This is a genomic window from Diaphorobacter sp. C33 (assembly GCF_030503915.1).
Taxonomy (GTDB): domain Bacteria; phylum Pseudomonadota; class Gammaproteobacteria; order Burkholderiales; family Burkholderiaceae_C; genus Diaphorobacter; species Diaphorobacter nitroreducens.
This window is the reverse complement of record NZ_CP129980.1, coordinates 2287402-2310879: the sequence shown is the minus strand read 5'-3', so window position 1 is coordinate 2310879 and position 23478 is coordinate 2287402. Positions and strand designations below refer to the sequence as shown.

Sequence of the window (23478 nt, the reverse complement as noted above, 5' to 3'; positions counted from 1 at the left end):
GTGCTGTACAAGCGCAACCCCCAACTCAACAAGAACGGCGAGCTGATCCACCTGCTGTCGATCGAGGGCCTGCCCAAGGACATCGTCACGCACATCCTGGACACGGCCACCAACTTCGTCAGCGTCCAGGAGCGCGAGGTCAAGAAGGTGCCGCTGCTGCGCGGCAAGAGCGTGTTCAACCTGTTCTTCGAGAACAGCACGCGCACGCGCACCACGTTCGAGATCGCGGCCAAGCGCCTGTCGGCCGACGTGTTCAATCTGGATATCGCGCGCAGCTCCACCGCCAAGGGCGAGACGCTGCTGGACACCATCGACAACCTGAGCGCCATGGCGGCGGACATCTTCGTCGTGCGCCACAGCGAATCGGGCGCGCCCTACCTGATCGCACAGCATGTGGCACCGCACGTGCACGTGGTGAACGCCGGGGACGGCCGGCACTCGCACCCCACGCAGGGGCTGCTGGACATGTACACCATCCGCCATTACAAGAAGGACTTCTCCAACCTCACGGTGGCCATCGTGGGCGACGTGCTGCATTCGCGCGTGGCGCGATCGGACATCCATGCCCTGACCACCCTGGGCGCAGCCGAGGTGCGCGTGGTGGGCCCACGCACGCTGGTGCCTTCCGACATGGCGCAGATGGGCGTGCGGGTGTTCCACAACCTGGAGGAAGGCATCAAAGGCTGCGACGTGGTCATCACACTGCGCCTGCAGAACGAGCGCATGAGCGGTGCGCTGCTGCCTTCCAGCCAAGAGTACTTCAAGAGCTTCGGACTCACGCCCGAGAAGCTGCGGCTGGCCAAACCCGATGCCATCGTCATGCACCCGGGCCCCATCAACCGCGGCGTGGAGATCGACTCCGCCGTGGTGGACGGTCCGCAGGCCGTGATCCTGCCGCAGGTCACCTTCGGCATCGCGGTGCGCATGGCGGTCATGTCCATCGTGGCAGGGAATGAAGCATGACCTCGCTGAGCCGCTTCGCGCCTTCCCCCCAGGGGGATGCCGCGCGCACGGCGGGGCGGCCCTTGCACGGCGGCCCCGACCTGGGTTGCCCCAGTTTCATGGGGTGTGGGTGGCGCACGGCGCCATGGATCACCCGGATGACTCATTTGCTATTGTTTTGATAGCTGCTAGCGCTTGTGGGACGGGCGCTAACGGCCAATTTGGCTTAGAACCATGAAAATCCTCATCCAGAACGGCCGCGTCATCGACCCCGCCAGCGGCCTCGACAAGGTGTGCAACGTGGCGCTGGCGGCGGGCCGCATCATCGCGGTGGACCGCGAGCCCCAGGGTTTCACGCCCACCCGCGTGATCGATGCCAGCGGCTGCCTGGTGCTGCCGGGTCTGGTGGACCTGGCGGCGCGCCTGCGCGAGCCGGGGCATGAGCATGAGGGCATGCTGGAGTCCGAGATGGCGGCGGCCGTCGCGGGTGGCGTGACCAGCCTGGTCTGCCCGCCCGACACCGACCCGGTGCTCGACGAGCCTGGCCTGGTGCAGATGCTCAAGTTCCGCGCCGAGAAGCTGCACCAGGCGCGGCTGTTCCCGTTGGGCGCAGTCACGCGTGGGCTGGCCGGCGAGGTGCTGACCGAGATGGCCGAGCTGACGGAGTCCGGCTGCGTGGGCTTCAGCCAGGCCGAGGTGCCGCTGACCAGCACCCAGGTGCTGCAGCGCGCGCTGCAGTACGCCGCGACCTACGGCTACACCGTCTGGCTGCGCCCGCAGGAACTGCACCTGGGCAAGGGCGTGGCCGCCAGCGGCCCCCTGGCCACACGGTTGGGCCTGTCGGGCGTGCCCGTGGCAGCGGAGACGATCGCACTGCACACCATCTTCGAGTTGCTCAAAACCACGGGCGCGCGCGTGCACCTGTGCCGCCTGTCCAGCAGCGCGGGGGTGGATCTGGTGCGGCAGGCCAAGGCGGCCGGCCTGCCGGTGAGCTGCGACGTGAGCATCAACTCGCTCATGCTCACCGATGCGGACATCGGCTACTTCGACAGCCGCGCACGCCTCACGCCGCCGCTGCGCCAGCAGCGCGACCGCGATGCGCTGGCCGCGGCGCTGCTGGATGGCACCATCGACGCGTTGGTGTCCGACCACACGCCGGTGGACGAGGATGCCAAAGCTCTGCCATTTGCCGAGGCCGAGCCCGGCGCGACGGGGCTGGAGTTGCTTCTGTCCGTGGCGCTCAAGTGGTCGCAGGAAGGCGGCGCGCCGCTGCAGCGTGCGCTGGCCGTGATCACGGCAGAGCCCGCGCGGGTGCTGGGCACGTCGCTGGGCACGCTGCAGGCCAGCGTGGGCCGCATTATCGAAGGCGGGGTGGGCGACCTGTGCGTGCTGGACCCTGCGGCGCATTGGACCGTGCAGGCCGACGCACTGGCCAGCCAGGGCAAGCACACGCCGTTCTCGACCTATGAACTGCCGGGCCGGGTGCGCTGCACGCTGGTGGGCGGCCAGGTCGCGTTCGAGCGCGGCTGAGCGACGCCGGCACACGCACATGCTGCGGGGATTACGGGCCTGCTGGCGGGTGTTGCGGCTGGTGCTGCACGCTGCACAGGGGTTGCTCGTGGTGGCGTTGCGCTTTCCCCGCCTATCGGTGGAGCAGCAGCAGGCGCGGGTGCAGGCGTGGGCGCTGGGCCTGCTGGCCTGCGCGGGGGTCACGCTGGAGGTGCGCGGCACCCCGCCGAGCCAGGGGCCGGTGCTGCTGGTGGCCAACCATCTGTCCTGGCTCGACATCCCGGTGATGCATGCGGCGCGCTACTGCCGCTTCATCTCCAAGTCCGACGTGCAGGCTTGGCCCATCGTCGGCACGCTCGCCACGGCAGCGGGCACGCTGTACATCGAGCGCGCGTCGCGGCGCGATGCCCTGCGCATGGTGGGCAGCATGCGGGATGCCCTGTTGCGGGGCGAAATACTCGCGGTGTTTCCCGAAGGCACGACCGGCGACGGTCGCACGCTGCTGCCCTTTCACCCCAACCTGTTGCAGGCTGCGCTGCAGGCGGACGTGCCTGTGCAGCCCATCGGCCTGCGCTTCGTGGACCGCGCAAGCGGCCAGACCACCCACGCCCCGAGCTACATCGGCGACGAAACGCTGGTGGGCTCCATCTGGCGCACGCTCACCGCGCCGCCCATCACGGCGGTGGCGCATTTCGGCATTCCCGAGCGTGCGCAGGGGCGCGACCGCCGGGTGTGGGGCCAGGCATTGCATGCCGCAGTGGACGATCTGCGCCAACGCTGAATAGCCTCCTGCTGTCGCCAAAAGTGCACATGTGTGTGCAACGGGGCTGTAACGGTCTGTTTACATCCATCGCATCGACATGCGCCTGCAGTATGGTGCGCCTCTTTGCCAATAACCGAGGGAGGGATGTATGCAACTGATGGAGCGCGTGAAGGGGATTTTGCTCAAGCCCCGCGAGACCTGGGCCGCCATTGATGGGGAGCCTGCCGATACGGCACGCCTGTTCACGGGTTACCTGATGATCCTCGCGGCCATTCCGGCCGTCTGCGGATTCATCGGCATGTCGCTGATCGGCATGGGAGGCTTTGGCTTCAGCATGCGCGTGCCGGTGCTCGCCGGGCTGGCCAACATGGCCGTGTCCTATGTGTTGAGCCTGGTCGGCGTGTATGTGCTGGCCCTGGTCATCAATGCGTTGGCACCCACGTTCGGCGGCACCCAGAACCAGGGACAGGCGCTCAAGGTCGCGGTCTACGCCAGCACGGCCGCCATGCTGGGCGGCGTGTTCAGCCTGTTGCCGGCGCTGGCCATCCTGGGCCTGGTGGCGGCGCTGTATTCGCTGTACCTGCTGTACCTGGGCCTGCCGCTGCTGATGCGCAGCCCGGCTGCGCGCGCCGTGCCCTACACGGCGGTGGTCGTGGTGGTGGCCATCGTGCTGGGCATCGTCATTGCGGCCATCGGTTCGCTGTTCATGCCGCATGGCCCCGCCATGTGGGGCAGTGCGGGCGGCCCGGCCGTGGTCATCGACACGCCGCGTGGGCAGGTCACGCTGGATACCGCCAAGCTGGAAGAGGCCGGCAAGAAGATGGAAGAGGCTGCCCGCCGTATGGAGCAGGCGCACAAGAGCGGCGATACCCAACAGGTGACCGAAGCCGCAGGCCAGGCGATGGCGGCGGCCATGGGAGGTGCCAAGCACCAGACGGTGGGGGTTGATGCGCTCAAGGCCGCGCTGCCCGCCAAGCTGGGTTCGCTGGAACGCACCAGCTATGAGGTTCACGACGGCGCTGCCACAGGCCTGCCGACCAGCCAGGCGGAGGCCGAGTACGGCAACGGTGACAAGGTTGTGCGCATTTCGGTCGTGGATGCGGGTGCATTCGGCCAGTTGGCCCAACTGGCAGGCATGGTGCAGGGCGAGCGCGAGAGCGACGGCATCGTGGAAAAGACCTGGCAGGAGAATGGCCGCACGTTGCACCACAGCTACGCCAAGGACGGCAGCCAGGCGGAACTGCGCGCGGTGCTCAAGAACGGCGTGGTGGTCACGGTGGAGGCCGAGAACCTGCCGTTGAAGGACGTGCAGGGCTTCATGGGCCAGATCGACCTGGCCGCGCTGGAGAACCTGCCGCGCAAGGACAAGTCCTGAGCCTGGCGCCCCCCCGACGGCAGGGGCGCTTGAGGGAGCCGCGGTCAGCGTGCGGCGCTCTCCCGTGCGAACGCCACCACGTGGTCGACCTGCGTGCGAATGCCGATCCATTCGCCCATGGCATGGTCATGGTGGCTGGGCACGTGGGCCATCACGGTGAGGCCGTTGGCCAGTTCCAGCGTGTACAGAAATTCCGAACCGCGAAAGGCCTTGCGCACGATGCGCGCCCGCACGGGTGAGCTGTCGTCATGCACCACGTCGTCGGCACGCAGCAGCACGTCGCATTCGCCGCCGGGGTAGCTTGCCGGCAGCAGGCAGCCGTCGATGTCGGTCAGGTCGCCCAGCGGGGTGCGCGCCACCACATGGCTGCCCTGCTGCACCAGCGTGGCGGGGGCGAACACGCCATGGCCGATGAAGTCGGCCACGAAGCGCGTGGCGGGGCGGTGGTAGAGGGAGTAGGCATCGTCCCACTGGTGCAGGTGGCCGCCCTCCAGCACGCCGATGCGGTCGCCGATGGCGAAGGCCTCCAACTGGTCGTGCGTGACGAACAGTGCCGTAGCGCCGGCGGTCTTGAGGATGCTGCGCACCTCGTGGGCCAGCCGCTCGCGCAAGTCCACATCCAGGTTGGAAAACGGCTCGTCCAGCAGCATCAGCCGCGGGCGCGGTGCCAGCGCGCGCGCCAATGCCACGCGCTGCTGCTGGCCGCCCGAGAGCTCGTGCGGAAAGCGCGCCTCGCTGCCCTCCAGACCCACCAGGGCCAGGGACTCGCGCACGCGTTCGGCCTGCTCCGCGCGGGGGAGTGCGTGGATGCCGAAAGCCACGTTGCGCCCGACGCTGAGGTGCGGAAACAGCGCATAGTCCTGGAACACCATGCCCATGCGCCGCTGCTCGGGGGGCATGCTGCGCCCCGGTGCGCCCACCACCTCGCCCCCCAGGCGGATGGCTCCTTCGGCGACGGGTTCCAGCCCCGCTACCGCGCGCAGCAGGGTGGTCTTGCCGCAGCCCGAGGGGCCGATGAGCACACCGATCTCGCCGGCGGCCAAGCCCAGGGTCACGCCGCGCACGGCGGCTTGCGGGCGGTTGGCGTACCGCACGTCCAATTGAGACACTTCCAGAAACATGGCGTGAGTTTAGGGCGTGTCCTGCCCTGAATGACCCCACGCCACAGCGCCGTACTGCGCAGGCGTAGCCCCGCGCTGCGCCGCCGCCCCGGGGCCCGCATGCCGGCGGGGGCGCGGCCGACCAGCGGCCCGCGGTTGCGTAGAATTGTTCCCATTTGCATCACAGCCGCCAGGGGTTCACCGGCAGGCGGTGGATGCGCTCTCTTCGCCTTGCACTTCGCTACCGGCCGTCCCTTGCTGCCACGAATCCGCCGCGCCCTGCGCTCCACTTCACTGATCCTGTTGGCCTTGCTGCTCACGCTGCCCCTGCTGGCCGTGCTGGGGGCGTGGCTGCCCTGGGGCGAGGGCGGCGCGCAGTCCGGTGCCATCCTGCGCGCCATGGCCACCACGGTGCTGCCGGGCTACCTGTGGACCACGCTGTGGCTGGGTCTCGCCGTGGCCGTGGGCGCGGCCGTGGTGGGCACGGCCTGCGCCGCGGCGGTCACGCTGTTCGACTTCCGTGGCCGGCGCTCGCTGGAGTGGCTGCTGCTGCTGCCCCTGGCCATGCCGGCCTATGTGACGGCCTACGCCTATACCGACTTCCTGCAGTTCAGCGGCCCGCTGCAGGTCGGGCTGCGCGCCACGTTCGGCCTGGAGGGCCGCCTGCTGCCCGAGGTGCGCAGCCTGGGCGGTGCGGTGTGGGTGTTCATCTTTTCGCTTTACCCCTACGTGTACCTGCTGGCGCGCACGGCGCTGGGCGAGCGTGCGGCGCACCTCATGGAGGCGGCGCGCCTGCTGGGCGCATCGCCCGCGCGGCGCATCCGCAGCGTGGCGCTGCCGCTGGCACGCCCGGCGGTGGCCGCGGGCGTGGCGCTGGTGCTCATGGAGACGCTGGCCGACTTCGGCGTCGCGGCGTACTTCGGCATCCAGACCTTCACCACGGGCATCTACAAGGCCTGGCTGTCCATGGACGACCGGCTTGCCGCGGCGCAGTTGGCCACCGTGCTGCTGGTGCTGGTGGTGCTGCTGCTGCAGCTGGAGCTGCGCGCGCAGCGGCGCATGCGCTTTGCCACGGGCGGCGTGGGCCACGCCGGCTCGACCGAGGCGCAGCCCACGCGGCTGCACGGTGCAAGCGCCGTGGCGGCGTGGCTGGTGTGCGCCCTGCCAGTACTGATGGGCTTCGTGGCGCCGGTGCTGTTCATGTTGCGGCCGCTGGCGGCCGACTGGTCGGTGCTGCCCTGGTCGCGTTTCATCGAATGGGCGGGCAACAGTGTGCGGCTGGGGGGCATTACGGCCGTGCTAGCCGTGGGCATTGCCCTGGTGCTGGCGTTTGCCGTGCGCCGCCGGCGCGATGCGCTCACGCGTGGCGTGGTGCAGCTGGTCAGCCTGGGCTACGCCGTGCCCGGTGCGGTGATCGTCGTGGGTCTGCTGCTGCCCGTGGGCTGGATGCAGGCCGCGGCGCCCGGCTGGGGGCTGCCCGCGATCATCACCGCCACGGCCGTGGGCATCGTCTGGGCCTACCTGGTGCGTTTTTGCGCGGTAGCGCTGCAGTCGGTGCAAAGCGGCTACGCGCGCGTCTCGCCCAGCCTGGACGACTCGGCGCGCATGCTGGGCGTGGGCAGCCTGGGCGTGCTGACGCGCGTGCACTGGCCGCTGCTCAAGCGCTCCACCGCGGCGGCGGCGCTGCTGGTGTTTGTGGACGTGATGAAGGAGCTGCCGGCCACCATGGTGCTGCGCCCCTTCAACAGCGACACCCTGGCCGTGGTGGCCTACCAGCTGGCCCGCGACGAGCGCCTGGGCGAGGCCGCGCTGCCCTCGCTGGCGCTGGTGGCCGTGGGGCTGGTGCCGGTGATCCTGCTGAGCCGCACGCTGCGCGCTTCGTCGCGCTGACCCGGCGCTGCCTCATTGGGCACCGAGGTGGCCCCGGTACGGCCTAGTGTGGCGGCCTACACTGCGCGCATGACCCCTGCCGACATCACCATCTACCACAACGCCCGCTGCAGCAATTCGCGCGGCGCCTTGGCGCTGCTGCGCGAGCGCGGCATCGAGCCCACCGTTGTGGACTATCTCGCCCAGCCGCTGGATGCCGTCCAGCTCACCGCCTTGGTGGCGCGCCTGGGCGTGCCCGTGCGCGAAGTCATGCGCACCAAGGAGGCCGCCTACACCGCGCTGGATCTGGCCGACCCGGGCCGCACCGATGCCGAGCTCATCGCCGCCATCGCCGCGCACCCGGTGCTGCTCAACCGCCCCATCGTCGTGACGCCGCGCGGTGCCCTGCTGTGCCGCCCGCCCGAGCGGGTGCTGGAGTTGCTCTGATACCGGGCCATCGGAATTTCGGGTATTTCGGTTAAATTGGCCTGTAACGCTTATTTTTCAAGCGCTAATAGCTATTAAATAAATAGCAAAAAGACCCATTCCCTGGCGCCGCGCCGCTTTCCTACAGTCGCGCGCGGCGCCGGGCCGATATGCTGGGCGGCATGCTGCCTGTTCCGGGCCGTGGGAGAGCGCCATGACACCACCCGTACCGCCAGAAGAATGCGCCCCGCATGCGGGGCCCATACATGCGGTCGCTGGCCGTGCGGCCGCGGCGCGCGCTGTGCAGCAACGGTCGTCGGCGGGCCCTCGCCGCGTGCTCCACCCCCGCGCATGATCCGCGTGGCCGTGCTCTCGGGCCTGGGCCACGCGATCTTCGTGGCCGTGGGGCTGCTGGTGTACGTGATGGGCACGCGCATCGGCCACCAGCGCCGCCATCCCTCGGCCGCGATGGGCTGGGTGCTGGGCATCGTCACGTTTCCCTATCTGGTCGTACCGCTGTTCCTCTTGTTCGGCACGCGCAAGTTCGCGCGGCCCGCGCGTCGCCCGCACGGCCCGCCGCTGGAGGCAACGGAAGGCGGGCCGCCCTGGGCCACGCGGCTGCTGGCCAGCCTGGAGCTGGCGCCCGCCGTGCGCAATGCGCAGGTGGTGCTGCATGCCGACGGCACGCAGGCGCTGCAGGGGCTGCTGGCCACCATTGCGTCGGCCCGCCACCGGCTGGACCTGTGCACCTACGTGTTTGCCTACGACGAGGTGGGGCGCGAGGTGGCGCGCGCGCTGCTGGACTGCGTGCACCGCGGCGTGCGCGTGCGCCTGCTGGTGGACGCCTTGGGCAGCATGCGCACGCCGCCCGGCATGCTGCGCGCGCTGCGGCGCCAGGGCCTGCAGGTGCGCCGCTTCATGCCGCTGCTGCACAACCCGCTGCACGGGCGCACCAACCTGCGCAACCACCGCAAGCTGGTCGTGGCCGACGGCGAGCGGCTGTGGAGCGGCGGACGCAACCTGGCCTGCGAGTACTTCATCGACCGGCCGGGCCACCCCGCCTGGGCGGACTTGAGCTACGAGGTCCATGGCCCGCTGGCCGCGCAGGCGCAGGCCCAGTTCGCCACCGACTGGCGTGTGGCGCGCGGCCTGGTGCTGCGCCGCCGCCGCAAGGCACGGAGCACCGCCGCGCCGGCGCTGCCCGCTCCGCCCGCACACGGCCCGTTGGCGCAGTGGCTGCCCAGCGGTCCCGACCATGCCGACGACACCGTGCATGCGCTGCTGCTGGCGGCTGCCTACCATGCCCAGCGGCGCATCGTGGCCGTCACGCCGTACTTCGTGCCCGACGACGCGCTGCTGGACGCCTGGTGCCTGGCCTGCCGGCGCGGCGTGCAGGTCAGCGTGGTGGTGCCGGCGCGCTCCAACCACCGCCTGGCAGACCTGGCCCGCGAACGCGCGCTGCGCCAGCTGGCCGCCGCGGGTGCGCGGGTATGGCTGTCCCCGGCCATGGTGCATGCCAAGGCGGTGCTCATCGACGACGAACTGGCTCTCGTAGGCTCGCTCAACCTGGACGCGCGCAGCCTGTTCCTGAACTACGAGGCCATGACCGTGTTCTACGGCCCGCAGGAACTGCACTGGCTGGCGCAGTGGAGCGACCAGCTGCTGGCCAGCGCGCGCCCCTACCACGCGCGTGCGCCCTCCTGGCTGCGCGACGTCATCGAAGGCGTGGTGCGCTCGGTGGGCTTTCAGCTCTAGGCGGCTGTCGCGCCCGTGCAGGGCGAAGGGTAGGCCGGTGCGTTCGCTGTTGGGCGGCGCGGCTGCGATGGGTAGTCGTGGTGCCCGGGTTGCCCGGCACAGGTGCGCCGCACGTCCCTTCGGACCCATGGGGCGTGGGATGCGCGATCGGGGCCGTGCAGTGATGAGATGGCGCCCTCGTCCGACACGCCTGCGGCCGGCTGGCGGGCACGCCCGCAGCCACCGCCACACTACAACGGGGGTATCGGGCGCACGCAGCGTGCGTCCACCACTGTTTTAAGGAGTGCGCCATGAACGCCACCGATCCGCGATTTCCCCAAAACCCACCCATCGACCCCGACCTGGCCGAACAGGCACGACCTGGCTACGGCGTGCCGTCGCAAGACCCGGAGCCGCAGGCACAGCAGCCCCTGCCGCCCGAAGACCAGGAGCGTGAATCCAAATCGGTGCTGATGGGCGGCGGCGCGATGGCGGGCGCAGCTGCCGGCGCGGCCGTAGGCGCTGCCACGGCGGGGCCGGTGGGCGTCTTTGTGGGCACCCTGGCGGGCAGCGTGGCGGGCAGCGTGGCGGGGGCGCTGGGCGGCGCTGCGGCGGGCCGGCTGGTGGACACCGACCCCACGGCACCGGAAACCGACCCCAAGGCCGGGCCGGACGGCGAGCGCTAGATGATCCTGCGCCGGCATCTGCCCGGAAAGTGGTCCCTCCGACAGGAATCGAACCTGTATCTAGCGCTTAGGAGGCGCTCGTTCTATCCATTGAACTACGGAGAGGGAGGCAAGATTGTAAGGGCGGTGCCATGCCGCCCTTTTGCTATTGAGTTAATAGCTGCTTGCGCTTGAAGGGAAAGCGTTACGGCCAATTTTGGGCATAGAACTTCAGTCGTAGCGCACCGTGTAGATCAGGTCCACCGCGCTTTGCATGCCCGTCTGGCCGCGCAGCGTGAGGTGCTGCGACAGGTCGTAGAAGATGTACAGCGTGCCCAGCACGCCCGAGAGGCTGCGCTCGTAGGTCACGTACAGGTCCTTGGACAGGCGTTTGCCGAAGGTGAGGGCGGCGGCGCTCGCGTCCTCGCCCGTGCCGGGGCCCTTGAAGCCGATCTCGTCCAGTCCCACGCGCTTAGCGATACCGCCGGTGCCGCTGCCGGAGCCCCCGCCCAGCAGAGCCAGCGCGGCCTGCTGCAGCAGCGCGGCCTCGGCGCCGCCGCTGGCGGCACTGCGGCCCAGCACCACCCACGAGAGCTTCTCGGCGTCCGGCAGGTCGGGGTCGGCATACAGGCGCACGCGCGGCGACTGGGCCGTGCCGGTGACCTGCACGCCGGCGCGCACGCTGATGTTGGGCCGGATGGCCAGCACGTCCAGCGACGGGTTGTCGTAGGGGCCGTTGAAGCGTAGCAAGCCCGTCTCCACGTCCAGCGCCTGGCCCCAGGCGCGGTAGCGGCCCTGCACGGTGCGCACCTCGCCGGTCACGCGCGGCGGGGCGCCGGCCGTGCCGCTGCTGCGGATGTCCAGCTGCCCCGTCAGGCGTGTGGTGATGCCGTGGCCCTGCAGGGCGAAGTCGTTGCCCAGGTCCAGCGTGACGGCGATGTCGGGCGGGCGCGCGGCCTGCACCTGCCCGCCGGCCTCGGCCTTCTGGGCCTGCTGCGCGTCGCGCGCGGCCTTGGCGGCGGCTTGCTTGTCCAATGCGGCGGAGCGCACCACCACGTCGCTGCCCAGCGTGGGCGCGCCCGCCTCGGGCAGGATGATGGTGGCGCGGTCGGTGGTGAGCTGGCCGCGCAGCGTGAATTGCCCGCCCTGCAGCCGCGCCGTGAGGTCGCCCGAGACGCTGACCTGCCGGTCGGCGCGCACCAGCAGCTGCAACGCCCGTGCCTGTGCGCGCAGGTCCATGCGGATACCGGCGCCGCCTGCGCCTGCCGCGCCCCACGATACGGTGCCGCCGCCGGTGAGCGTGCCGCCGTCCTGCGGCGCCGCGGTGCGGTTGCCGCTGTAGCCCGCGATGCGTGCGCGGCTGCCCTGGCCACCGTGCAGGCTCAGCTCGGTGATGGTGAGCCGGTCGCCCTGCAGCGCGGCGCGCAGGCGCCCGTCTTGCAGGTCCACGCCGTCCAGCAGCGAGCGGATGGCGAACTGGTCCGCCGCCAGTTGTCCGCTCCACTGCGGCGCGGTGCGCGTGCCGGACAGGCGCGCGTCGGCGCTCAGTGTGCCGCGCACGCGCCAGCCCGGCGGCGCCAGGGCGGACCACACGCCCACGTCGGGCAGTTCGGCACGCACGGTGGCGGCCAGTGGGGCCTCGGCGGGCCAGGTCCAGCCGTCGGGCGTGCGCGCCAGTTGGGTGCTGCCTTCGGCGTGCAATTGGCCGGCGCGCTCACTGTCCCAGTCCAGTCGGGCGCGCAACGCCGGGCCTTCGGCGCTGACCGTGAGTTCGGCCTGGCGCACGCCGGCGGGTGTGCCGCGCGTGGGCGTGGCTTGGGCCGCCTGGGCACCCTTGCCCTGGCCGCTGCTGTGCACCACGGTGGTCGGCGTGGCATCCAGCGTGAGGATGCGCAGGTCGCCGCCGCTGCGTCGCAGGCTGGCGCTGGCGCGCAGCGTGTCGCCGGCGTCGATGTCCCAGGTGCCGTCCAGCAGCAGGTCGCCCGCCAGGCCCGCCCGCTCCAGCATGCCGTCGCCGTCCATGCGCCAGGCGTTGACCCAGTCCAGCGGCAGGCCCTTCAGTTCGCCCTGGCTGCGCAGCTGCAGGGCACCCTGCGCGCCCTGGGCATAGCGCAGGGGTTGCCAGCGCAGTTGCAGATGACCGGGCCGCGGCCCTTCGACGAAGGCCTGGCCGGCGCCGGCCTCCACCACCAGCTGGGGGGACTGGCGCAGCTGGATGGCCACCGGCTCGGCCAGGCGCAGCTTCCACGGGCCGGGCTGGCCGGCCGCGTCGGCCTGCATCTGCAGGGATTCCAACTGGGCCTGCCATTGGCCCGCGCCGCGGCTGGCCGCCGTAGCGCGCAGGCGCAACTGGGCACGCTGGCCCGTGAGGGTGGCGCTGCGGGCGGAAGGGCCCTCGTCAGGCTGCGGGCCGTGGCGCAGCTCGCCATCCCAGTCGAGCGCGGCGCGCGCCAACGAGCCCTGCAGCGTGGCGGTGGTGCGCCGCAGCTCCAGCGTGAGCGGGCCCGCGTCCGTGCCGGGCTGGGGTGCGCGCGCGATCTGCAGGCGCGGCGCGGACAGCTGGGCCTGCAGGTCAAAGCGCTGCGGCGCGGCCCCGGCGGCCACGGCCGTGCCTGCCGGCAGGCCCGCGGCCTGCAGTTGGCGCTGCAGGTCGTGCCAGCCGCCGCGCCAGGTGGCGGCCAGCGTGGCGTTGCCGTCCAGGCTCCAGCCCGCCAATGCAGCGGGCAGGCCCGGCAGGCCCTGCAGCCAGCGCTGCGCGCGTTGCGCGTCCGTCATGCGCAGGTCCAGCGTGCCGTTGCCGCGCTGGGGTGCGAGTTGCCCGTCGAACTGCGCGCTGGCGCCGGGCAGCGTGGCCTGTAGCGCGCCTTGCACGGCCGGTCCCGCCAGGTCGATGCGCAGCGCCTGGGCGCGCACTTGCGCCCGCAGGGCGTCCAACTGCAGGCGGGCGATGTCGATCCGATCGCCCTGCCACTCGCCCTGCACGGTCAACTGGTCCAGGCGCAGCGGCGCGGGGGCGCCCGCCTTCGCCGCGGCCGTGGGGGCGGGGCGGCCGACGGCGCGCAGATCGGCGCTGAAGCGCACGGCGCCGCCCTCGGCAGCATCGCGGCTTTCGGCGCTGGCGGTGCCGTTCACGGGCGCGGCGTCCAGCAGGGTGTGCAGCGCCGCAGGGTTGAGGGCGCGCACCTCGGCTTGGCCCTGCAGCGCGCGCGTGGCGGGCGTGTAGGCGCCCTGCAGCGTGACGCTGCCGCTGCCCACCCGCGCCAGCGATTCGGACACGGTCCAGGTGGTGCCGTCGAACGCGGCGCGGGCCTGCAGTGTGTCGACAGGCAGGCGCTGCTGGTCCCACGGGCCGGGCAGGGCGTTGCGCAGCGCGGCCTGAATCTGCCAGCCGGGCGCGTCGGCCTCGGCGGGCTCCAGCGCGGCGGTGCCGCTGAGCTGGGTGGCGGGCGCCTGCGGCCACAGCGCGGCGAGGTCCAGGGCCTGCACCTCGGCCGCGGCCTGCAGCAGCGGTTGACCGGCCCAGGGGGCGATGCGCGCTTGCAGGTCGGCGCGCAGCGGTGGATGGGTGGGGCCTGCGCCATCGGTGCCGCGCAGCTGGGCCGTGAGCTGGATCTGTGCGCCCGCGCCGGCCAGCGTGCCCTGCGCGCTGGCCTGGGCTAGGGCCTGCAAGGGTTGCGCGCTGCCGGGCACCGGCGTGCGCAGCGTGCCGTTGAGCGTGGCGGTGAGCGCCATGGGCGCCTGGGCCTGCAACGTGGCCAGCAGCGCGTAGCGGCCCTGGGCCAGCGTGACCTGGTCCACCGCCAGGCGGTGTTGCTCGCCGTCGTAGCGGTAGGTGCCCTCCAGTTGCTGGGCGACGGTGCTGCCGGCCCAGTCGATGCGGTCCGCGTGGAAGGGCAGCTCGATCCGCAGTGGCAGCACCAGCTGCTGCAGCGGCGGGGTGGGCGGCTCCTGCGGGCCGGGCGCGTCTTGCGGCGTGATGAGCACCTGCGCGGCCCGCACCTCGCCCAGGCGCAGTTGGCGGCGCAGCAGCGGCGCGACGCTCCAGGCGATGCGCGCGTCGTGCACCTCCACGGCCAGCGTGGGGCTGCTCCAGCGCAGCCAGCCAATCGTGCCGCCCGAGCGCAGCGAGCCGCTCACGTCGCGCGCCTGCAGGCTCTGCCCCTCGGGCAGGTATTGCGCCGCGCGCGCCAGTGCGCTGGCCAGCGAGGTGTTGCTGCCGGCCCACCACCACAGCCCGCCCAGCAGCACCAGCGCCGCCATGAGCAGGCCCCCCAGCGTAGCCAGCACCCAGCGCCCGACGCGGCGGCGCGGCGGCGGCCGCGGCGTGGGCGTCGCGCCTGCGGCGTAGGGCTGGTGGCTGGAGGGGTGGGTCATGGAGGTTTAAAAACAATAGCTGCTAGCGCTTGCCAGCAAAGGAATTCGAAACGAAAAATATCAAAATCCCTTGTGTATCAAGCGCTGGCAGCTCACTTTTTTGTATGTCAGAACGTGTAGCCCAGCCGCAGGTGCAGCCGTACCTGGTGCGTGTGCAGGCCATAGGCCAGGTCGGCCTGCAGCGGGCCCACCGGGCTTTGCCAGCGCAGGCCTGCACCCACGCCCACGCGCGCCGTGAGATCGCCAGGTGTGTCGGCCACGGCGCCGGCGTCGATGAACAGGGCGCTCTCAAAGTCGGTGCGGTTGCCGCGCACGGTGATGGGTCGCTGCCATTCGGCGCTGCCCACGGCCATGTAGCGCCCGCCGAAGAGCTTGTCCGCGTCGGTGCGCGCGCCGATGCTGCGGTAGCCGTAGCCGCGCACGGTGGTGTCGCCGCCGGTCAGGAACAGCTGGGTAACGGGGATGTCGGCGCCGTCGCGCGCCAGCACCGCGCCGCCTTCCAGGCGCAGCGACAGGCGGCTGCCGCGGCGCACGTTGTTCCCCAGGTCCACGCGGCCCAGCCCGACGAAGGACTGCCAGCGCAGCAGGGTGCGCACGAAGGGGTCGCGCTCCGGGCGCAGCGTGGTGCCCACGCCCAGCTCGGCCGCCAGGCCCCAGCCGCGCGTGGGGTTGGTATTGCTGTTGAAGTAGCGCCCCGTCCAGCCGTAGTTGGCGGAGATCGCGCTGCTGGACGGCGGCGCGTCCTCGCCGCGGTTCTTGGCCGTGTCGTGCTGCAGGAAGTAGCTGCGGTCGATGCGGTCCGTGCTCTTGGTGCGCCCGGCGCGCAGCCGCGAGCTGTCCACGTCGTAGCTGCCCGTGGCCTCGCGCTGCAGCTGCAGGCCCGTGAACCAGCGCCAGCCGTTCGCATGCGGCAGCCCGGTCCAGTCGGTGGACAGCAGCTTGCGCTTGTTGTCCACCGCCACCTTGCTCACCGCGCGCCAGCCCAAGCCCGGCAGGCGGTTGTGCGTGTGGTCCATGGACAGGCGCGGCCCGCTGTCGGTGGAGATACCGACGCCGAAGACCATTTTTTGCAGCGGTGCGTCGCGCACCTGGGCAATCACGGGCGCGGACTGCGGATCGCCGTGCTCGGTGTCCAGCGTGAGGAACACCGCGTCGTAATAACCGCTGCTGGCCAGGCGCTGCTGGGTGTCCAGCAGGCGCGCCTCGCTGTAGTCCTCGCCCGTGGGCAGGCGCGCAATGCGGCGCATGCCCTCGTTGTCGTAACGCTCGCCACCCTGGATCTGCAGGGTGCCAAAACGGTAGGCCGGGCCAGGCGCGTAGGCCACCTGCAGCTTGGCCTCGGCGCGGTCGGCGTCCACCTCGGCGCGGCTGTTGGCGATGCGCGCCGTGGGGTAGCGGCGCGCCTGCAGATCGCGCAGGCCCTGGTTCTTGGCACTGTCCCAGCCCTCCTGCGTGAACGGCTCGCCGGGCGGCAGCGACCAGCCGCGCTGCAACCGGGCCTGGCGGCGCGCGAGCTCGGTCGCGTCGGCACTGTGGCCGTCCTCGCCCATCAGCGTGATGTCGGCGCTGGCGATGTGGGTGCGCGGGCCGGGCGACACGCTGACCAGTACGGTGCGCGGTGGCGCGTCGGCGTGGGTGGCCTGCTCGCGCAGCTCGATGGTGATCTCGGGACTGAAGTAGCCCTGCGTGGCCAGCAGGTCGCGGGCGTTCGCGTCGGCCGAACCCAGCAGCCGCGTGAGTTCATGCGCCTGCAGGTCGGGTAGTTGGCGAAAGCGCTGCAGCTCCAGATGGCGCGTGAGGTACTCGCGCAGGGTGTCGTCCTCCACCTGCACATCCAGCGCGAACGCATCGGGGCCGGAGTCCGGGCCCGCCTCGGAGGTGATGGAAGAGGGTGCGTCGTGCGGCGCGGAGGAGGGGCGCTGCAGCAGGCTGCAGCCCTGCAAGAGGGCCAGGCCGATCAGCAGAAACAGCAACGCCGGCCACCGGGCCGGCGCTGAGCTTGGCTTGGTCATGCGGGCTATTTTGACAAAAGCCGCATCGTTTCTTCGAGGCCTTTGAGTGACAAAGGGTACATGCGATCGCCCATGAGCTGCTGGATGATGCTGATGCTCTGGCGGTACTGCCACACGCCCTGGGGTTCGGGGTTGATCCACGCGAACCGGGGGAAGGCGTGCGTGAGGCGCTGCAACCACTCGGCGCCGGGCTCCTCGTTGTTGTATTCCACGCTGCCGCCGGGCTGCAGGATCTCGTACGGGCTCATGGTGGCGTCGCCCACGAAGATGAGTTTGTAGTCCTTGTTGTACTTGCGGATGATGTCCCAGGTCGGGAACTTCTCCGCGAAGCGGCGGCGGTTGTTCTTCCACATGAAGTCGTAAACGCAGTTGTGGAAGTAGTAGAACTCCAGGTGCTTGAACTCGCTCTTCACGGCAGAAAAGAGTTCCTCCACGCGCTGGATGTGCTCGTCCATGGTGCCGCCCACGTCCATCAGCAGCAGCACCTTCACGTTGTTGTGGCGCTCGGGCACCATCTTGATGTCCAGCCAGCCCGCGTTGGCCGCCGTGGCGCGGATGGTGTCCGGCAGGTCCAGCTCCAGCTCATGCCCCTCGCGTGCGAACTTGCGCAGGCGGCGCAGCGCCACCTTGATGTTGCGCGTGCCCAGCTCCTGCGTGTCGTCGTAGTCGCGGTAGGCGCGCTGCTCCCACACCTTCACGGCGCTCTTGTTCTTGCCCGCGCCGCCGATGCGGATGCCCTGCGGGTTGTAGCCGCCGTGGCCGAAGGGGCTGGTGCCGCCCGTGCCGATCCACTTGTTGCCGCCTTCGTGGCGCTCCTTCTGCTCCTCCAGGCGCTTCTTGAGCGTCTCCATCAGCTCGTCCCAGCCCATCTTCTCGATGGCGGCCTTCTGCTCGGGCGTCAGCTCGCGCTCCAGCATCTTGCGCAGCCAGTCGGCGGGGATCTCCTTGCGGAAGTCGGCCAGCATCTCCACGCCCTTGAAGTAGGCAGCGAACGCGCGGTCGAACTTGTCGAAGTGCTTTTCGTCCTTCACCAGCGCGGTGCGCGCGAGGTAGTAGAAGTCGTCCAGGCTCCAGGCGTCGTCGGACTTGGGGCCGACCATGCCGGCCTGCAGCGCCTCCAGCAGCGTGAGGAATTCCTTCACGGACACCGGCAGCTTGCCGGCGCGCAGGGTGTAGAAGAAGTCGATCAACATGAAACAGGCCTCCAGCGCTTATTCAGCGGGCGCATGGCGCTGCAGAAGGTATAGCAACTGCGCGCGCGCTTCCGGCCATTCGCCGCTGCGCATGCTGTACATCACCGTGTCGCGGATGGTGCCGTCGCGGCGCAGCGCATGGCCGCGGATCACGCCGTCCTTCTTCGCGCCCAGGCGTTCGATGGCGCGCTGCGATGCAAAGTTGAAGTTGTCCGTGCGCCAGCCCACCACGTGGCAGCCCAGCGTGTCGAAGGCATGGCCCATCATCATCAGCTTGGCAGTGGTGTTCACATGCGTGCGCTGCACGCTCTGGCGGTACCAGGTGTAGCCGATCTCCACTCGCTTCACGGCGGGCAGGATGTCGTGGTAGCTCGTCGTGCCCAGCACGCGGCCCGTGGCATCGTCGAGCACGGCAAACGCGAAACGGTTGCCCTCGTCGCGCATGCGCAGCGCCGTCTCGATGTAGGCGCGCGTGTCCTGCGGCTCGGGCACGCTGGTGACGCGCAGTCTCCACAGCTCGCCGTCGGCCGCGGCGGCGGCGAGGCCGGCTTCATGCGCCAGGGCCAGGGGCTCCAGCCGCAGGCCGCTCTGGCGCAGGGTGACGGGCTCGACGAAGGCCATGGACGGTCGCTCCTTGCTCATTCTTTCCGCGCGCTGCGGGCCGCGCGCCAGCGCCGTGCCAGGTGCAGGCCCAGCCCGCCCCCGATGCCCACCAGGGCGATGCCTGCAATGCTGGCCGCCCCGTAGCCCTCGCTGAAGATGTCCATCCCCAGCAGCAGGCCCACGCCATAGCCCGCGAGCGCGCCGCCCACGAACCCTACCGCGTCGGACGCACCTTCCATCAGAAGCCGCTGTGCAGTGCTCATGACGGGCTCCGGCTCAGCGGTTGCGCTGGTTCATGAAGACCAGCTTCTCGAACAGGCTCACGTCCTGCTCGTTCTTGAGCAGCGCGCCCACCAGCGGCGGCACGGCCACCTTGTTGTCGGCGCTTTGCAGGGCTTCGAGAGGGATCTCCTCGGCCACCAGCAGCTTGAGCCAGTCGATGAGCTCACTGGTCGAGGGCTTCTTCTTCAGGCCGGGCAGGTTGCGCACGTCGTAGAAGGTCTTCATCGCCACGGTGAGCAGTTCGCTCTTGAGCGTGGGGAAGTGCACGTCGACGATCTTCTTCATCGTCTCGGCCTCGGGGAACTTGATGTAGTGGAAGAAGCAGCGGCGCAGGAAAGCGTCGGGCAGCTCCTTCTCGTTGTTGGAGGTGATGAACACCAGCGGGCGGTGCTTGGCCCGGATCATCTCGCGCGTTTCGTAGCAGTAGAACTCCATGCGGTCGAGTTCGCGCAGCAGGTCATTGGGGAATTCGATGTCGGCCTTGTCGATCTCGTCGATCAGCAGGGCCACCGGCTTGTCGGCCGTGAAGGCCTGCCACAGCACGCCCTTGACGATGTAGTTGTGGATGTCCTTGACGCGCTCGTCGCCCAGTTGCGAGTCGCGCAGGCGGCTCACCGCGTCATATTCGTACAGGCCCTGCTGCGCCTTGGTGGTGGACTTGATGTGCCACTGCAGGAGCGGCATGTCCAGCGCCTGGGCCACTTCCTCGGCCAGCATGGTCTTGCCCGTGCCGGGCTCGCCCTTGACCAGCAGCGGGCGCTGCAGTGTGATGGCTGCATTCACCGCGAGCATCAGGTCCTGGGTGGCAACGTAATTCTGGGATCCTTGGAATTTCATGGGCCTGGGAATAGGGAAATCGTTGATGAAAGGGCTTGACAAGCGCTGGCTATAATCGTCCACGAACTAGATAGAACGCGGAGACAACCAATCGCCTGATTGTGCGCGCAAAATGAAGAAGACACTGACCACGATATTCGGCCTGTCTGTCGCTTGTGCGACCGGTTTTCTCCATGCCGAGGAGATCAAGGGAGATGCCAAGGCTGGGGCGCAAAAGATCGCCATGTGCATCGGGTGCCACGGCATCCCGGGCTACCAGGCCAGCTTCCCCGAAGTGCACAAGGTGCCGATGATTTCCGGCCAGGGTGCCAAGTACATCGCCTCCGCACTCGACGCCTACAAGAAGGGCGATCGCAAGCATCCCACCATGCGCGGCATCGCCGATTCGCTGTCCGAGCAGGACATCGCCGATGTGTCGGCCTACTATGCCGAGCACGGCACGAGCGCCGGGGCACCCGCCAAGCCCTCGCGCGAACCCAATGCCCAGGTGGCGCAGCTGCTGCAAAAGGGCGCTTGCGTGTCCTGCCACGGCGAGAACTTCGCCAAGCCCATCGACCCGTCCTATCCCAAGATCGCGGGCCAGCATGCGGACTACCTGTTCGTGGCGCTCAAGTCATACAAGACCGACAAGGGCGCGTACGTGGGCCGCAGCAACGGCGTGATGGCCGGCATCGCCAAGCAGTTCTCCAACGCCGAGCTGAAGGCGCTGGCGGGTTACCTGGGTTCGCTTGATGGAGACCTGCAGGTCGTTCCGCAGCCGCGCTTTCGCTGACCCTGGCACGCACCCGAAGAAGCCCGCCAACGCGGGTTTTTTTACGCCCGGTTGAGGCAAGCGGGCCGGGTTCCCTTATCTGGCACGCCCAGGTGCGGAATGGTTGCCCCGGAGGGAGGGACTTCCTACAATCGGCACTATGCGTTTCCTGGTTTCCACCCCGTGCGTCCGTATCGCGCGGCTTGCATCTGCAGCCGTCGTGATGGCGCGCGCCATGCGCAGGATGGGTGTTCTGAAACCAGCTTCGCCGGCCGCAGATCACTAGGCCCGGCGGTTCTCCACTCCTTTCATCCAAGCGTCACGCGTACCGCCGGGCAGCCAGCTCCGGTGCGCTGGGGCCTGCTTGCCGCGCGCGCCGCCGTGCGGCACCCCGGATGCGCACCTTCTTCCCGCCGATGACGCGCCGCTGACGGTCGCTTTGTGCGCCGTTGTTCCCGCTTGTTGACCAGGAGTTTTGACCATGCGCCTTCAGACCATTGTGGCCCTCACCGATTTCTCGACCGCGGCGGAGCATGCGCTTGACCGTGCCGCGCTGTTGGCTGCCGAGCACAAGGCGCGCCTGCATCTTCTGTTCGGTGCGGAGCAGCCGGACCCGAAGTTCGTCGACCCGCAGGCGCGGCTGGAGCAGCGCGCGCGCCAACTGGCGCGCCGCCACGACCTGCCGGTCAAGGCCCTGGCGTACCGCGGCGCCGGCGTGGTGGATGAGGTCTTGCGCGCGGCCGTGGGCGCCGACCTGCTGGTGCTGGACAAGCGCGCGCACCAGGGCGTGGAGCAGTTGTGGCGCGGTGGCACGTTGAGCCAGATCCTGCGGCGCAGTCCGTGCCCCGTGCTGGTGGTGCAGCGTGCGGCGCGCGAGGCTTATGCGCATGTGCTGCTGGCTGTGGATTTTTCGCCGGCGGCCGATGCCATGGTGCGCTACGCGAGCGGGCTGGACACTGCCGCTGCGGTGGAGCTGTTCCATGCCGTGGACCTGCGCGATGAGGCCAAGCTGCGCAGTGCCGAGGCATCGGCCCAGGCCGTGCGCGCGTGGCGCGCGCAAATGCAGCGGCATGCGCACGACCGGCTGGTGCGGCTGTCCGATGCCTTCGAGGCGCGGCGCAATCGTGTGGGAATGACCGTCGGCATGGGCGATGTGGCGCGGCAGGTGGCCGTGCAGCAGGAGCGCTCGGGCGCGGAGCTGGTGGCGCTGATGCACCGGCGCCGGGGATGGATGCTGGATCTGCTGCTGGGCAGCGTAGCCCAGCGGCTGCTGGGGGGCGTGGGCTGCGACGTGCTGGTGTACCCGCACGACTACGCGGGCGCCGCACCGCGCGGCACCACGGCTCAGCCCCGCGTGGCGCGTCGCTGGACGCAGGCGATATAGGCGTCGCCGTCGGGTGCCCGGCCCGCGCGCTGGGCCTCCCACAGCATGGTGCCCAGGCATTCCATGGCGGCGTGGTGCGCGTCGTGCAACGATCCCAGGCGCGCGGCTAGCAGTTCCACGGCCTGGCGGATGCCGCGCGGCTGGTCGATGCTGCACTGCTCGCTGATCGAGAGGTGCATCGACAGGTGCAGGAAGGGGTTGGTGCGGTCCGGCGTCTCGTCGTAGTTGCGCGCCAGGGCGGTGTCCACATCGGCCAGCTCGGGCTGGTACTCAGGATGCTCCGCGATCCACAGTCCGGCCAGCGTCTCGATGGCCTCCATGGGCTGGCCGGCCTGCTGCTTGGCATGCGTGGCGCAGAAGAAGCGGCGTACGTCGGCTTGGGTGGGATTGAACATGGATTCCAGAGTAGCATGCAACGCGGCGGCTCTGCCGCGGGATGTCGCGGTGGCCTCCTACGCCGGCGGGGTTACGCCCAACTCTACAGTAGCGGCGGGCACCGCTGGCGGCTGCCGACCCTACGACCAACATAAAAAAGAGGTGGACACCATGACGGGCATGCGCATTCTGGGCGTGATCTTGCTGATCCTGGGCCTGGCCGGGTTCTTCACCGGGGGCTTCAGCTTCACCAAGGAAACCACGCAGGCCCGCATTGGGCCGCTGGAGCTGTCGGTGAAGGAAAAGGAATCCGTCAATGTGCCGCAATGGCTCAGCATTGGCGCGATCGCCGTGGGCGCCCTGGTGCTGGTGCTCAGCATGCGCAAGCCCTGACGCAGGTTCCATGGCCGGCACGGTTTGCGCCGTGCGCGCGGGCGTAGGCCCAGGTTCTACGTGCGTCAGGGCCGGCGCGTGCCCAGCATGCGCGAGATGGTTCGGGCCGTGGCCAGCAACTCGGGCAGCAACTGCTCGCGCAGCATTTCGGTGCTGGTGCGGTTGGCCTGGCCGCTGATGTTCAGGGCCGCCACCACCTGGCCCGCCCGATTCTTGAGCGGCGCTGCCACCGAAATCAAACCCTCTTCCAGTTCCTGATCCACCAGGCACCAGCCCTGGGCGCGTGCCTGGGCGATGCGCGCGAGCAGCGTTGCGTCGTCCAGCACCGTGTGGCGCGTGAACTGCTGGCGCGGCAGCGCGGCCAGCCGGGCGCGCAGGTCCTGCTCGGACAGCTCGGCCAGCAGCACGCGGCCCAGCGACGTCCAGAACGCCGGCAGGCGCGAGCCCACGGCCAGGTTGGTGCTCATGATCTTGTGGGTGTGCACGCGCAGCACATAGACGATGTCCAGCCCGTCCAGCACGGCGGCGGAGCAGGACTCGTGCACGCGGTCGGTGAGGGCCTCCATCAGCGGCTCGGCCAGGTCCCAGATGGGCATGGAACTGAGGTAGGCAAAGCCCAGGTCCAGGATGCGCGGCGTGAGGCGGAACAGCCGGCCATCGCTCTCCAGATACCCGAGCGTCTGCAGCGTCAGCAAGATGCGGCGCGCGCCTGCGCGCGTCAGGCCGGTGCGTGCCGCCACTTCGCTCAGGGTCTGCTGCGGCGCCGCCGCGCTGAAGGAACGGATCACCTCCAGCCCGCGTGCAAACGACTGCACGTAGCTATCCCCCGGCTTGTGGGTATTACTTACGGAAAGGGGGGTGTCATCCATGGCTGTTCGTCCTAAAATTCAT

The 23478-nt window shown here is 69.9% G+C and carries 20 protein-coding genes and 1 tRNA gene; 11 read left to right on the top strand and 10 right to left on the bottom strand.

Annotated elements, in window-relative coordinates; translation table 11 throughout:
• The 4 genes from QY917_RS10995 (at position 1) to QY917_RS10980 (ending at position 4589) form a co-directional block, all read left to right on the top strand.
• Entirely contained in the window at positions 1 to 963 is a 963-nt protein-coding gene (locus tag QY917_RS10995; protein ID WP_011806667.1) for an aspartate carbamoyltransferase catalytic subunit, read from the top strand.
• A 213-nt stretch (positions 964 to 1176) separates the two neighbouring features.
• Positions 1177 to 2472 (top strand): dihydroorotase, encoded by a 1296-nt coding sequence (locus tag QY917_RS10990; RefSeq protein ID WP_123676176.1) that lies wholly within the window; start codon positions 1177 to 1179, stop codon positions 2470 to 2472.
• A 19-nt stretch (positions 2473 to 2491) separates the two neighbouring features.
• Positions 2492 to 3232 (top strand): 1-acyl-sn-glycerol-3-phosphate acyltransferase, encoded by a 741-nt coding sequence (locus QY917_RS10985; RefSeq protein WP_047349735.1) that lies wholly within the window; start codon positions 2492 to 2494, stop codon positions 3230 to 3232.
• A gap of 130 nt (positions 3233 to 3362) precedes the next feature.
• On the top strand, positions 3363 to 4589 hold the full coding sequence (locus tag QY917_RS10980; RefSeq protein WP_123676177.1) for a Yip1 family protein: 1227 nt from the start codon (positions 3363 to 3365) through the stop codon (positions 4587 to 4589).
• 44 nt (positions 4590 to 4633) lie between these two features.
• Here QY917_RS10980 and QY917_RS10975 read toward each other — a convergent pair whose 3' ends face one another.
• The gene (locus tag QY917_RS10975) at positions 4634 to 5710 is read right to left on the bottom strand and encodes an ABC transporter ATP-binding protein (protein ID WP_011806663.1); all 1077 of its coding nucleotides are present in this window, start codon (positions 5708 to 5710) and stop codon (positions 4634 to 4636) included.
• 234 nt (positions 5711 to 5944) lie between these two features.
• Between QY917_RS10975 and QY917_RS10970 the strand changes: the two genes are divergently transcribed.
• From QY917_RS10970 to QY917_RS10955, 4 genes are all read left to right on the top strand, one after another.
• A complete protein-coding gene (locus QY917_RS10970) occupies positions 5945 to 7579 on the top strand; it encodes an iron ABC transporter permease (RefSeq protein ID WP_083766778.1) in 1635 nt (544 codons plus the stop codon).
• Between the two features lie 69 nt (positions 7580 to 7648).
• Complete coding sequence (arsC, locus tag QY917_RS10965) at positions 7649 to 8005, top strand: arsenate reductase (glutaredoxin) (protein ID WP_103737212.1); 357 nt, start codon at positions 7649 to 7651, stop codon at positions 8003 to 8005.
• Positions 8006 to 8335: 330 nt separating this feature from the next.
• Positions 8336 to 9739, top strand: coding sequence for a phosphatidylserine/phosphatidylglycerophosphate/cardiolipin synthase family protein (locus QY917_RS10960; protein ID WP_047349738.1), 1404 nt, complete (start codon positions 8336 to 8338; stop codon positions 9737 to 9739).
• A gap of 290 nt (positions 9740 to 10029) precedes the next feature.
• The gene (locus tag QY917_RS10955; protein ID WP_123676178.1) at positions 10030 to 10404 is read left to right on the top strand and encodes a hypothetical protein; all 375 of its coding nucleotides are present in this window, start codon (positions 10030 to 10032) and stop codon (positions 10402 to 10404) included.
• 30 nt (positions 10405 to 10434) lie between these two features.
• On the opposite strand, the gene QY917_RS10950 is transcribed toward QY917_RS10955, so the two are convergent.
• The 7 genes from QY917_RS10950 to QY917_RS10920 form a co-directional block, all read right to left on the bottom strand.
• A tRNA-Arg gene (locus tag QY917_RS10950) sits at positions 10435 to 10509 on the bottom strand.
• Between the two features lie 105 nt (positions 10510 to 10614).
• Complete coding sequence (locus tag QY917_RS10945; protein WP_123676179.1) at positions 10615 to 14757, bottom strand: translocation/assembly module TamB domain-containing protein; 4143 nt, start codon at positions 14755 to 14757, stop codon at positions 10615 to 10617.
• A gap of 107 nt (positions 14758 to 14864) precedes the next feature.
• Positions 14865 to 16769 carry an autotransporter assembly complex family protein gene (locus QY917_RS10940; RefSeq protein ID WP_123676180.1) on the bottom strand — a complete coding sequence of 635 codons (1905 nt, stop codon included), beginning with the start codon at positions 16767 to 16769 and terminating at the stop codon, positions 14865 to 14867.
• A 5-nt stretch (positions 16770 to 16774) separates the two neighbouring features.
• Positions 16775 to 17962: a VWA domain-containing protein gene (locus QY917_RS10935; RefSeq protein WP_123676181.1), complete on the bottom strand. Its 1188-nt coding sequence runs from the start codon at positions 17960 to 17962 to the stop codon at positions 16775 to 16777.
• Positions 17963 to 17980: 18 nt separating this feature from the next.
• Positions 17981 to 18583, bottom strand: coding sequence for a GNAT family N-acetyltransferase (locus tag QY917_RS10930; RefSeq protein ID WP_123676182.1), 603 nt, complete (start codon positions 18581 to 18583; stop codon positions 17981 to 17983).
• Between the two features lie 17 nt (positions 18584 to 18600).
• The gene (locus QY917_RS10925) at positions 18601 to 18828 is read right to left on the bottom strand and encodes a hypothetical protein (RefSeq protein ID WP_047349743.1); all 228 of its coding nucleotides are present in this window, start codon (positions 18826 to 18828) and stop codon (positions 18601 to 18603) included.
• Positions 18829 to 18841: 13 nt separating this feature from the next.
• Positions 18842 to 19684, bottom strand: coding sequence for a MoxR family ATPase (locus QY917_RS10920; protein ID WP_011806653.1), 843 nt, complete (start codon positions 19682 to 19684; stop codon positions 18842 to 18844).
• Between the two features lie 112 nt (positions 19685 to 19796).
• On the opposite strand from QY917_RS10920, the gene QY917_RS10915 reads away from it, so the two are divergent.
• Together QY917_RS10915 and QY917_RS10910 are read left to right on the top strand one after the other, a co-directional pair.
• Positions 19797 to 20456 carry a cytochrome c gene (locus tag QY917_RS10915; protein ID WP_011806652.1) on the top strand — a complete coding sequence of 220 codons (660 nt, stop codon included), beginning with the start codon at positions 19797 to 19799 and terminating at the stop codon, positions 20454 to 20456.
• 460 nt (positions 20457 to 20916) lie between these two features.
• Complete coding sequence (locus QY917_RS10910; RefSeq protein ID WP_088888399.1) at positions 20917 to 21819, top strand: universal stress protein; 903 nt, start codon at positions 20917 to 20919, stop codon at positions 21817 to 21819.
• Here the strand turns inward: QY917_RS10910 and QY917_RS10905 are convergent.
• Positions 21780 to 22214 carry a DUF1841 family protein gene (locus tag QY917_RS10905; protein ID WP_041836092.1) on the bottom strand — a complete coding sequence of 145 codons (435 nt, stop codon included), beginning with the start codon at positions 22212 to 22214 and terminating at the stop codon, positions 21780 to 21782. The genes QY917_RS10910 and QY917_RS10905 overlap by 40 nt on opposite strands.
• A 151-nt stretch (positions 22215 to 22365) precedes the next feature.
• Here QY917_RS10905 and QY917_RS10900 point away from each other — a divergent pair, with 151 nt between their 5' ends.
• The gene (locus tag QY917_RS10900) at positions 22366 to 22587 is read left to right on the top strand and encodes a hypothetical protein (RefSeq protein ID WP_015914177.1); all 222 of its coding nucleotides are present in this window, start codon (positions 22366 to 22368) and stop codon (positions 22585 to 22587) included.
• 65 nt (positions 22588 to 22652) lie between these two features.
• Here the strand turns inward: QY917_RS10900 and QY917_RS10895 are convergent, their stop codons facing one another.
• Positions 22653 to 23456, bottom strand: coding sequence for an IclR family transcriptional regulator C-terminal domain-containing protein (locus tag QY917_RS10895; RefSeq protein WP_123676183.1), 804 nt, complete (start codon positions 23454 to 23456; stop codon positions 22653 to 22655).
• Positions 23457 to 23478: the final 22 nt, after the last annotated feature.

Coding starts and splice junctions, on each gene's coding strand:
- QY917_RS10955 (WP_123676178.1), top strand. CDS start 10,030: ATGAACGCCACCGATCCGCGATTTCCCCAAAACCCACCCATCGACCCC.
- QY917_RS10985 (WP_047349735.1), top strand. CDS start 2,492: ATGCTGCGGGGATTACGGGCCTGCTGGCGGGTGTTGCGGCTGGTGCTG.
- QY917_RS10895 (WP_123676183.1), bottom strand. CDS start 23,456: ATGGATGACACCCCCCTTTCCGTAAGTAATACCCACAAGCCGGGGGAT.
- QY917_RS10945 (WP_123676179.1), bottom strand. CDS start 14,757: ATGACCCACCCCTCCAGCCACCAGCCCTACGCCGCAGGCGCGACGCCC.
- QY917_RS10975 (WP_011806663.1), bottom strand. CDS start 5,710: ATGTTTCTGGAAGTGTCTCAATTGGACGTGCGGTACGCCAACCGCCCG.
- QY917_RS10940 (WP_123676180.1), bottom strand. CDS start 16,769: ATGACCAAGCCAAGCTCAGCGCCGGCCCGGTGGCCGGCGTTGCTGTTT.
- QY917_RS10910 (WP_088888399.1), top strand. CDS start 20,917: ATGCGCCTTCAGACCATTGTGGCCCTCACCGATTTCTCGACCGCGGCG.
- QY917_RS10960 (WP_047349738.1), top strand. CDS start 8,336: ATGATCCGCGTGGCCGTGCTCTCGGGCCTGGGCCACGCGATCTTCGTG.
- QY917_RS10935 (WP_123676181.1), bottom strand. CDS start 17,962: ATGTTGATCGACTTCTTCTACACCCTGCGCGCCGGCAAGCTGCCGGTG.
- QY917_RS10915 (WP_011806652.1), top strand. CDS start 19,797: ATGAAGAAGACACTGACCACGATATTCGGCCTGTCTGTCGCTTGTGCG.
- QY917_RS10980 (WP_123676177.1), top strand. CDS start 3,363: ATGCAACTGATGGAGCGCGTGAAGGGGATTTTGCTCAAGCCCCGCGAG.
- QY917_RS10920 (WP_011806653.1), bottom strand. CDS start 19,684: ATGAAATTCCAAGGATCCCAGAATTACGTTGCCACCCAGGACCTGATG.
- QY917_RS10930 (WP_123676182.1), bottom strand. CDS start 18,583: ATGGCCTTCGTCGAGCCCGTCACCCTGCGCCAGAGCGGCCTGCGGCTG.
- QY917_RS10905 (WP_041836092.1), bottom strand. CDS start 22,214: ATGTTCAATCCCACCCAAGCCGACGTACGCCGCTTCTTCTGCGCCACG.
- QY917_RS10925 (WP_047349743.1), bottom strand. CDS start 18,828: ATGAGCACTGCACAGCGGCTTCTGATGGAAGGTGCGTCCGACGCGGTA.
- QY917_RS10900 (WP_015914177.1), top strand. CDS start 22,366: ATGACGGGCATGCGCATTCTGGGCGTGATCTTGCTGATCCTGGGCCTG.
- QY917_RS10990 (WP_123676176.1), top strand. CDS start 1,177: ATGAAAATCCTCATCCAGAACGGCCGCGTCATCGACCCCGCCAGCGGC.
- arsC (WP_103737212.1), top strand. CDS start 7,649: ATGACCCCTGCCGACATCACCATCTACCACAACGCCCGCTGCAGCAAT.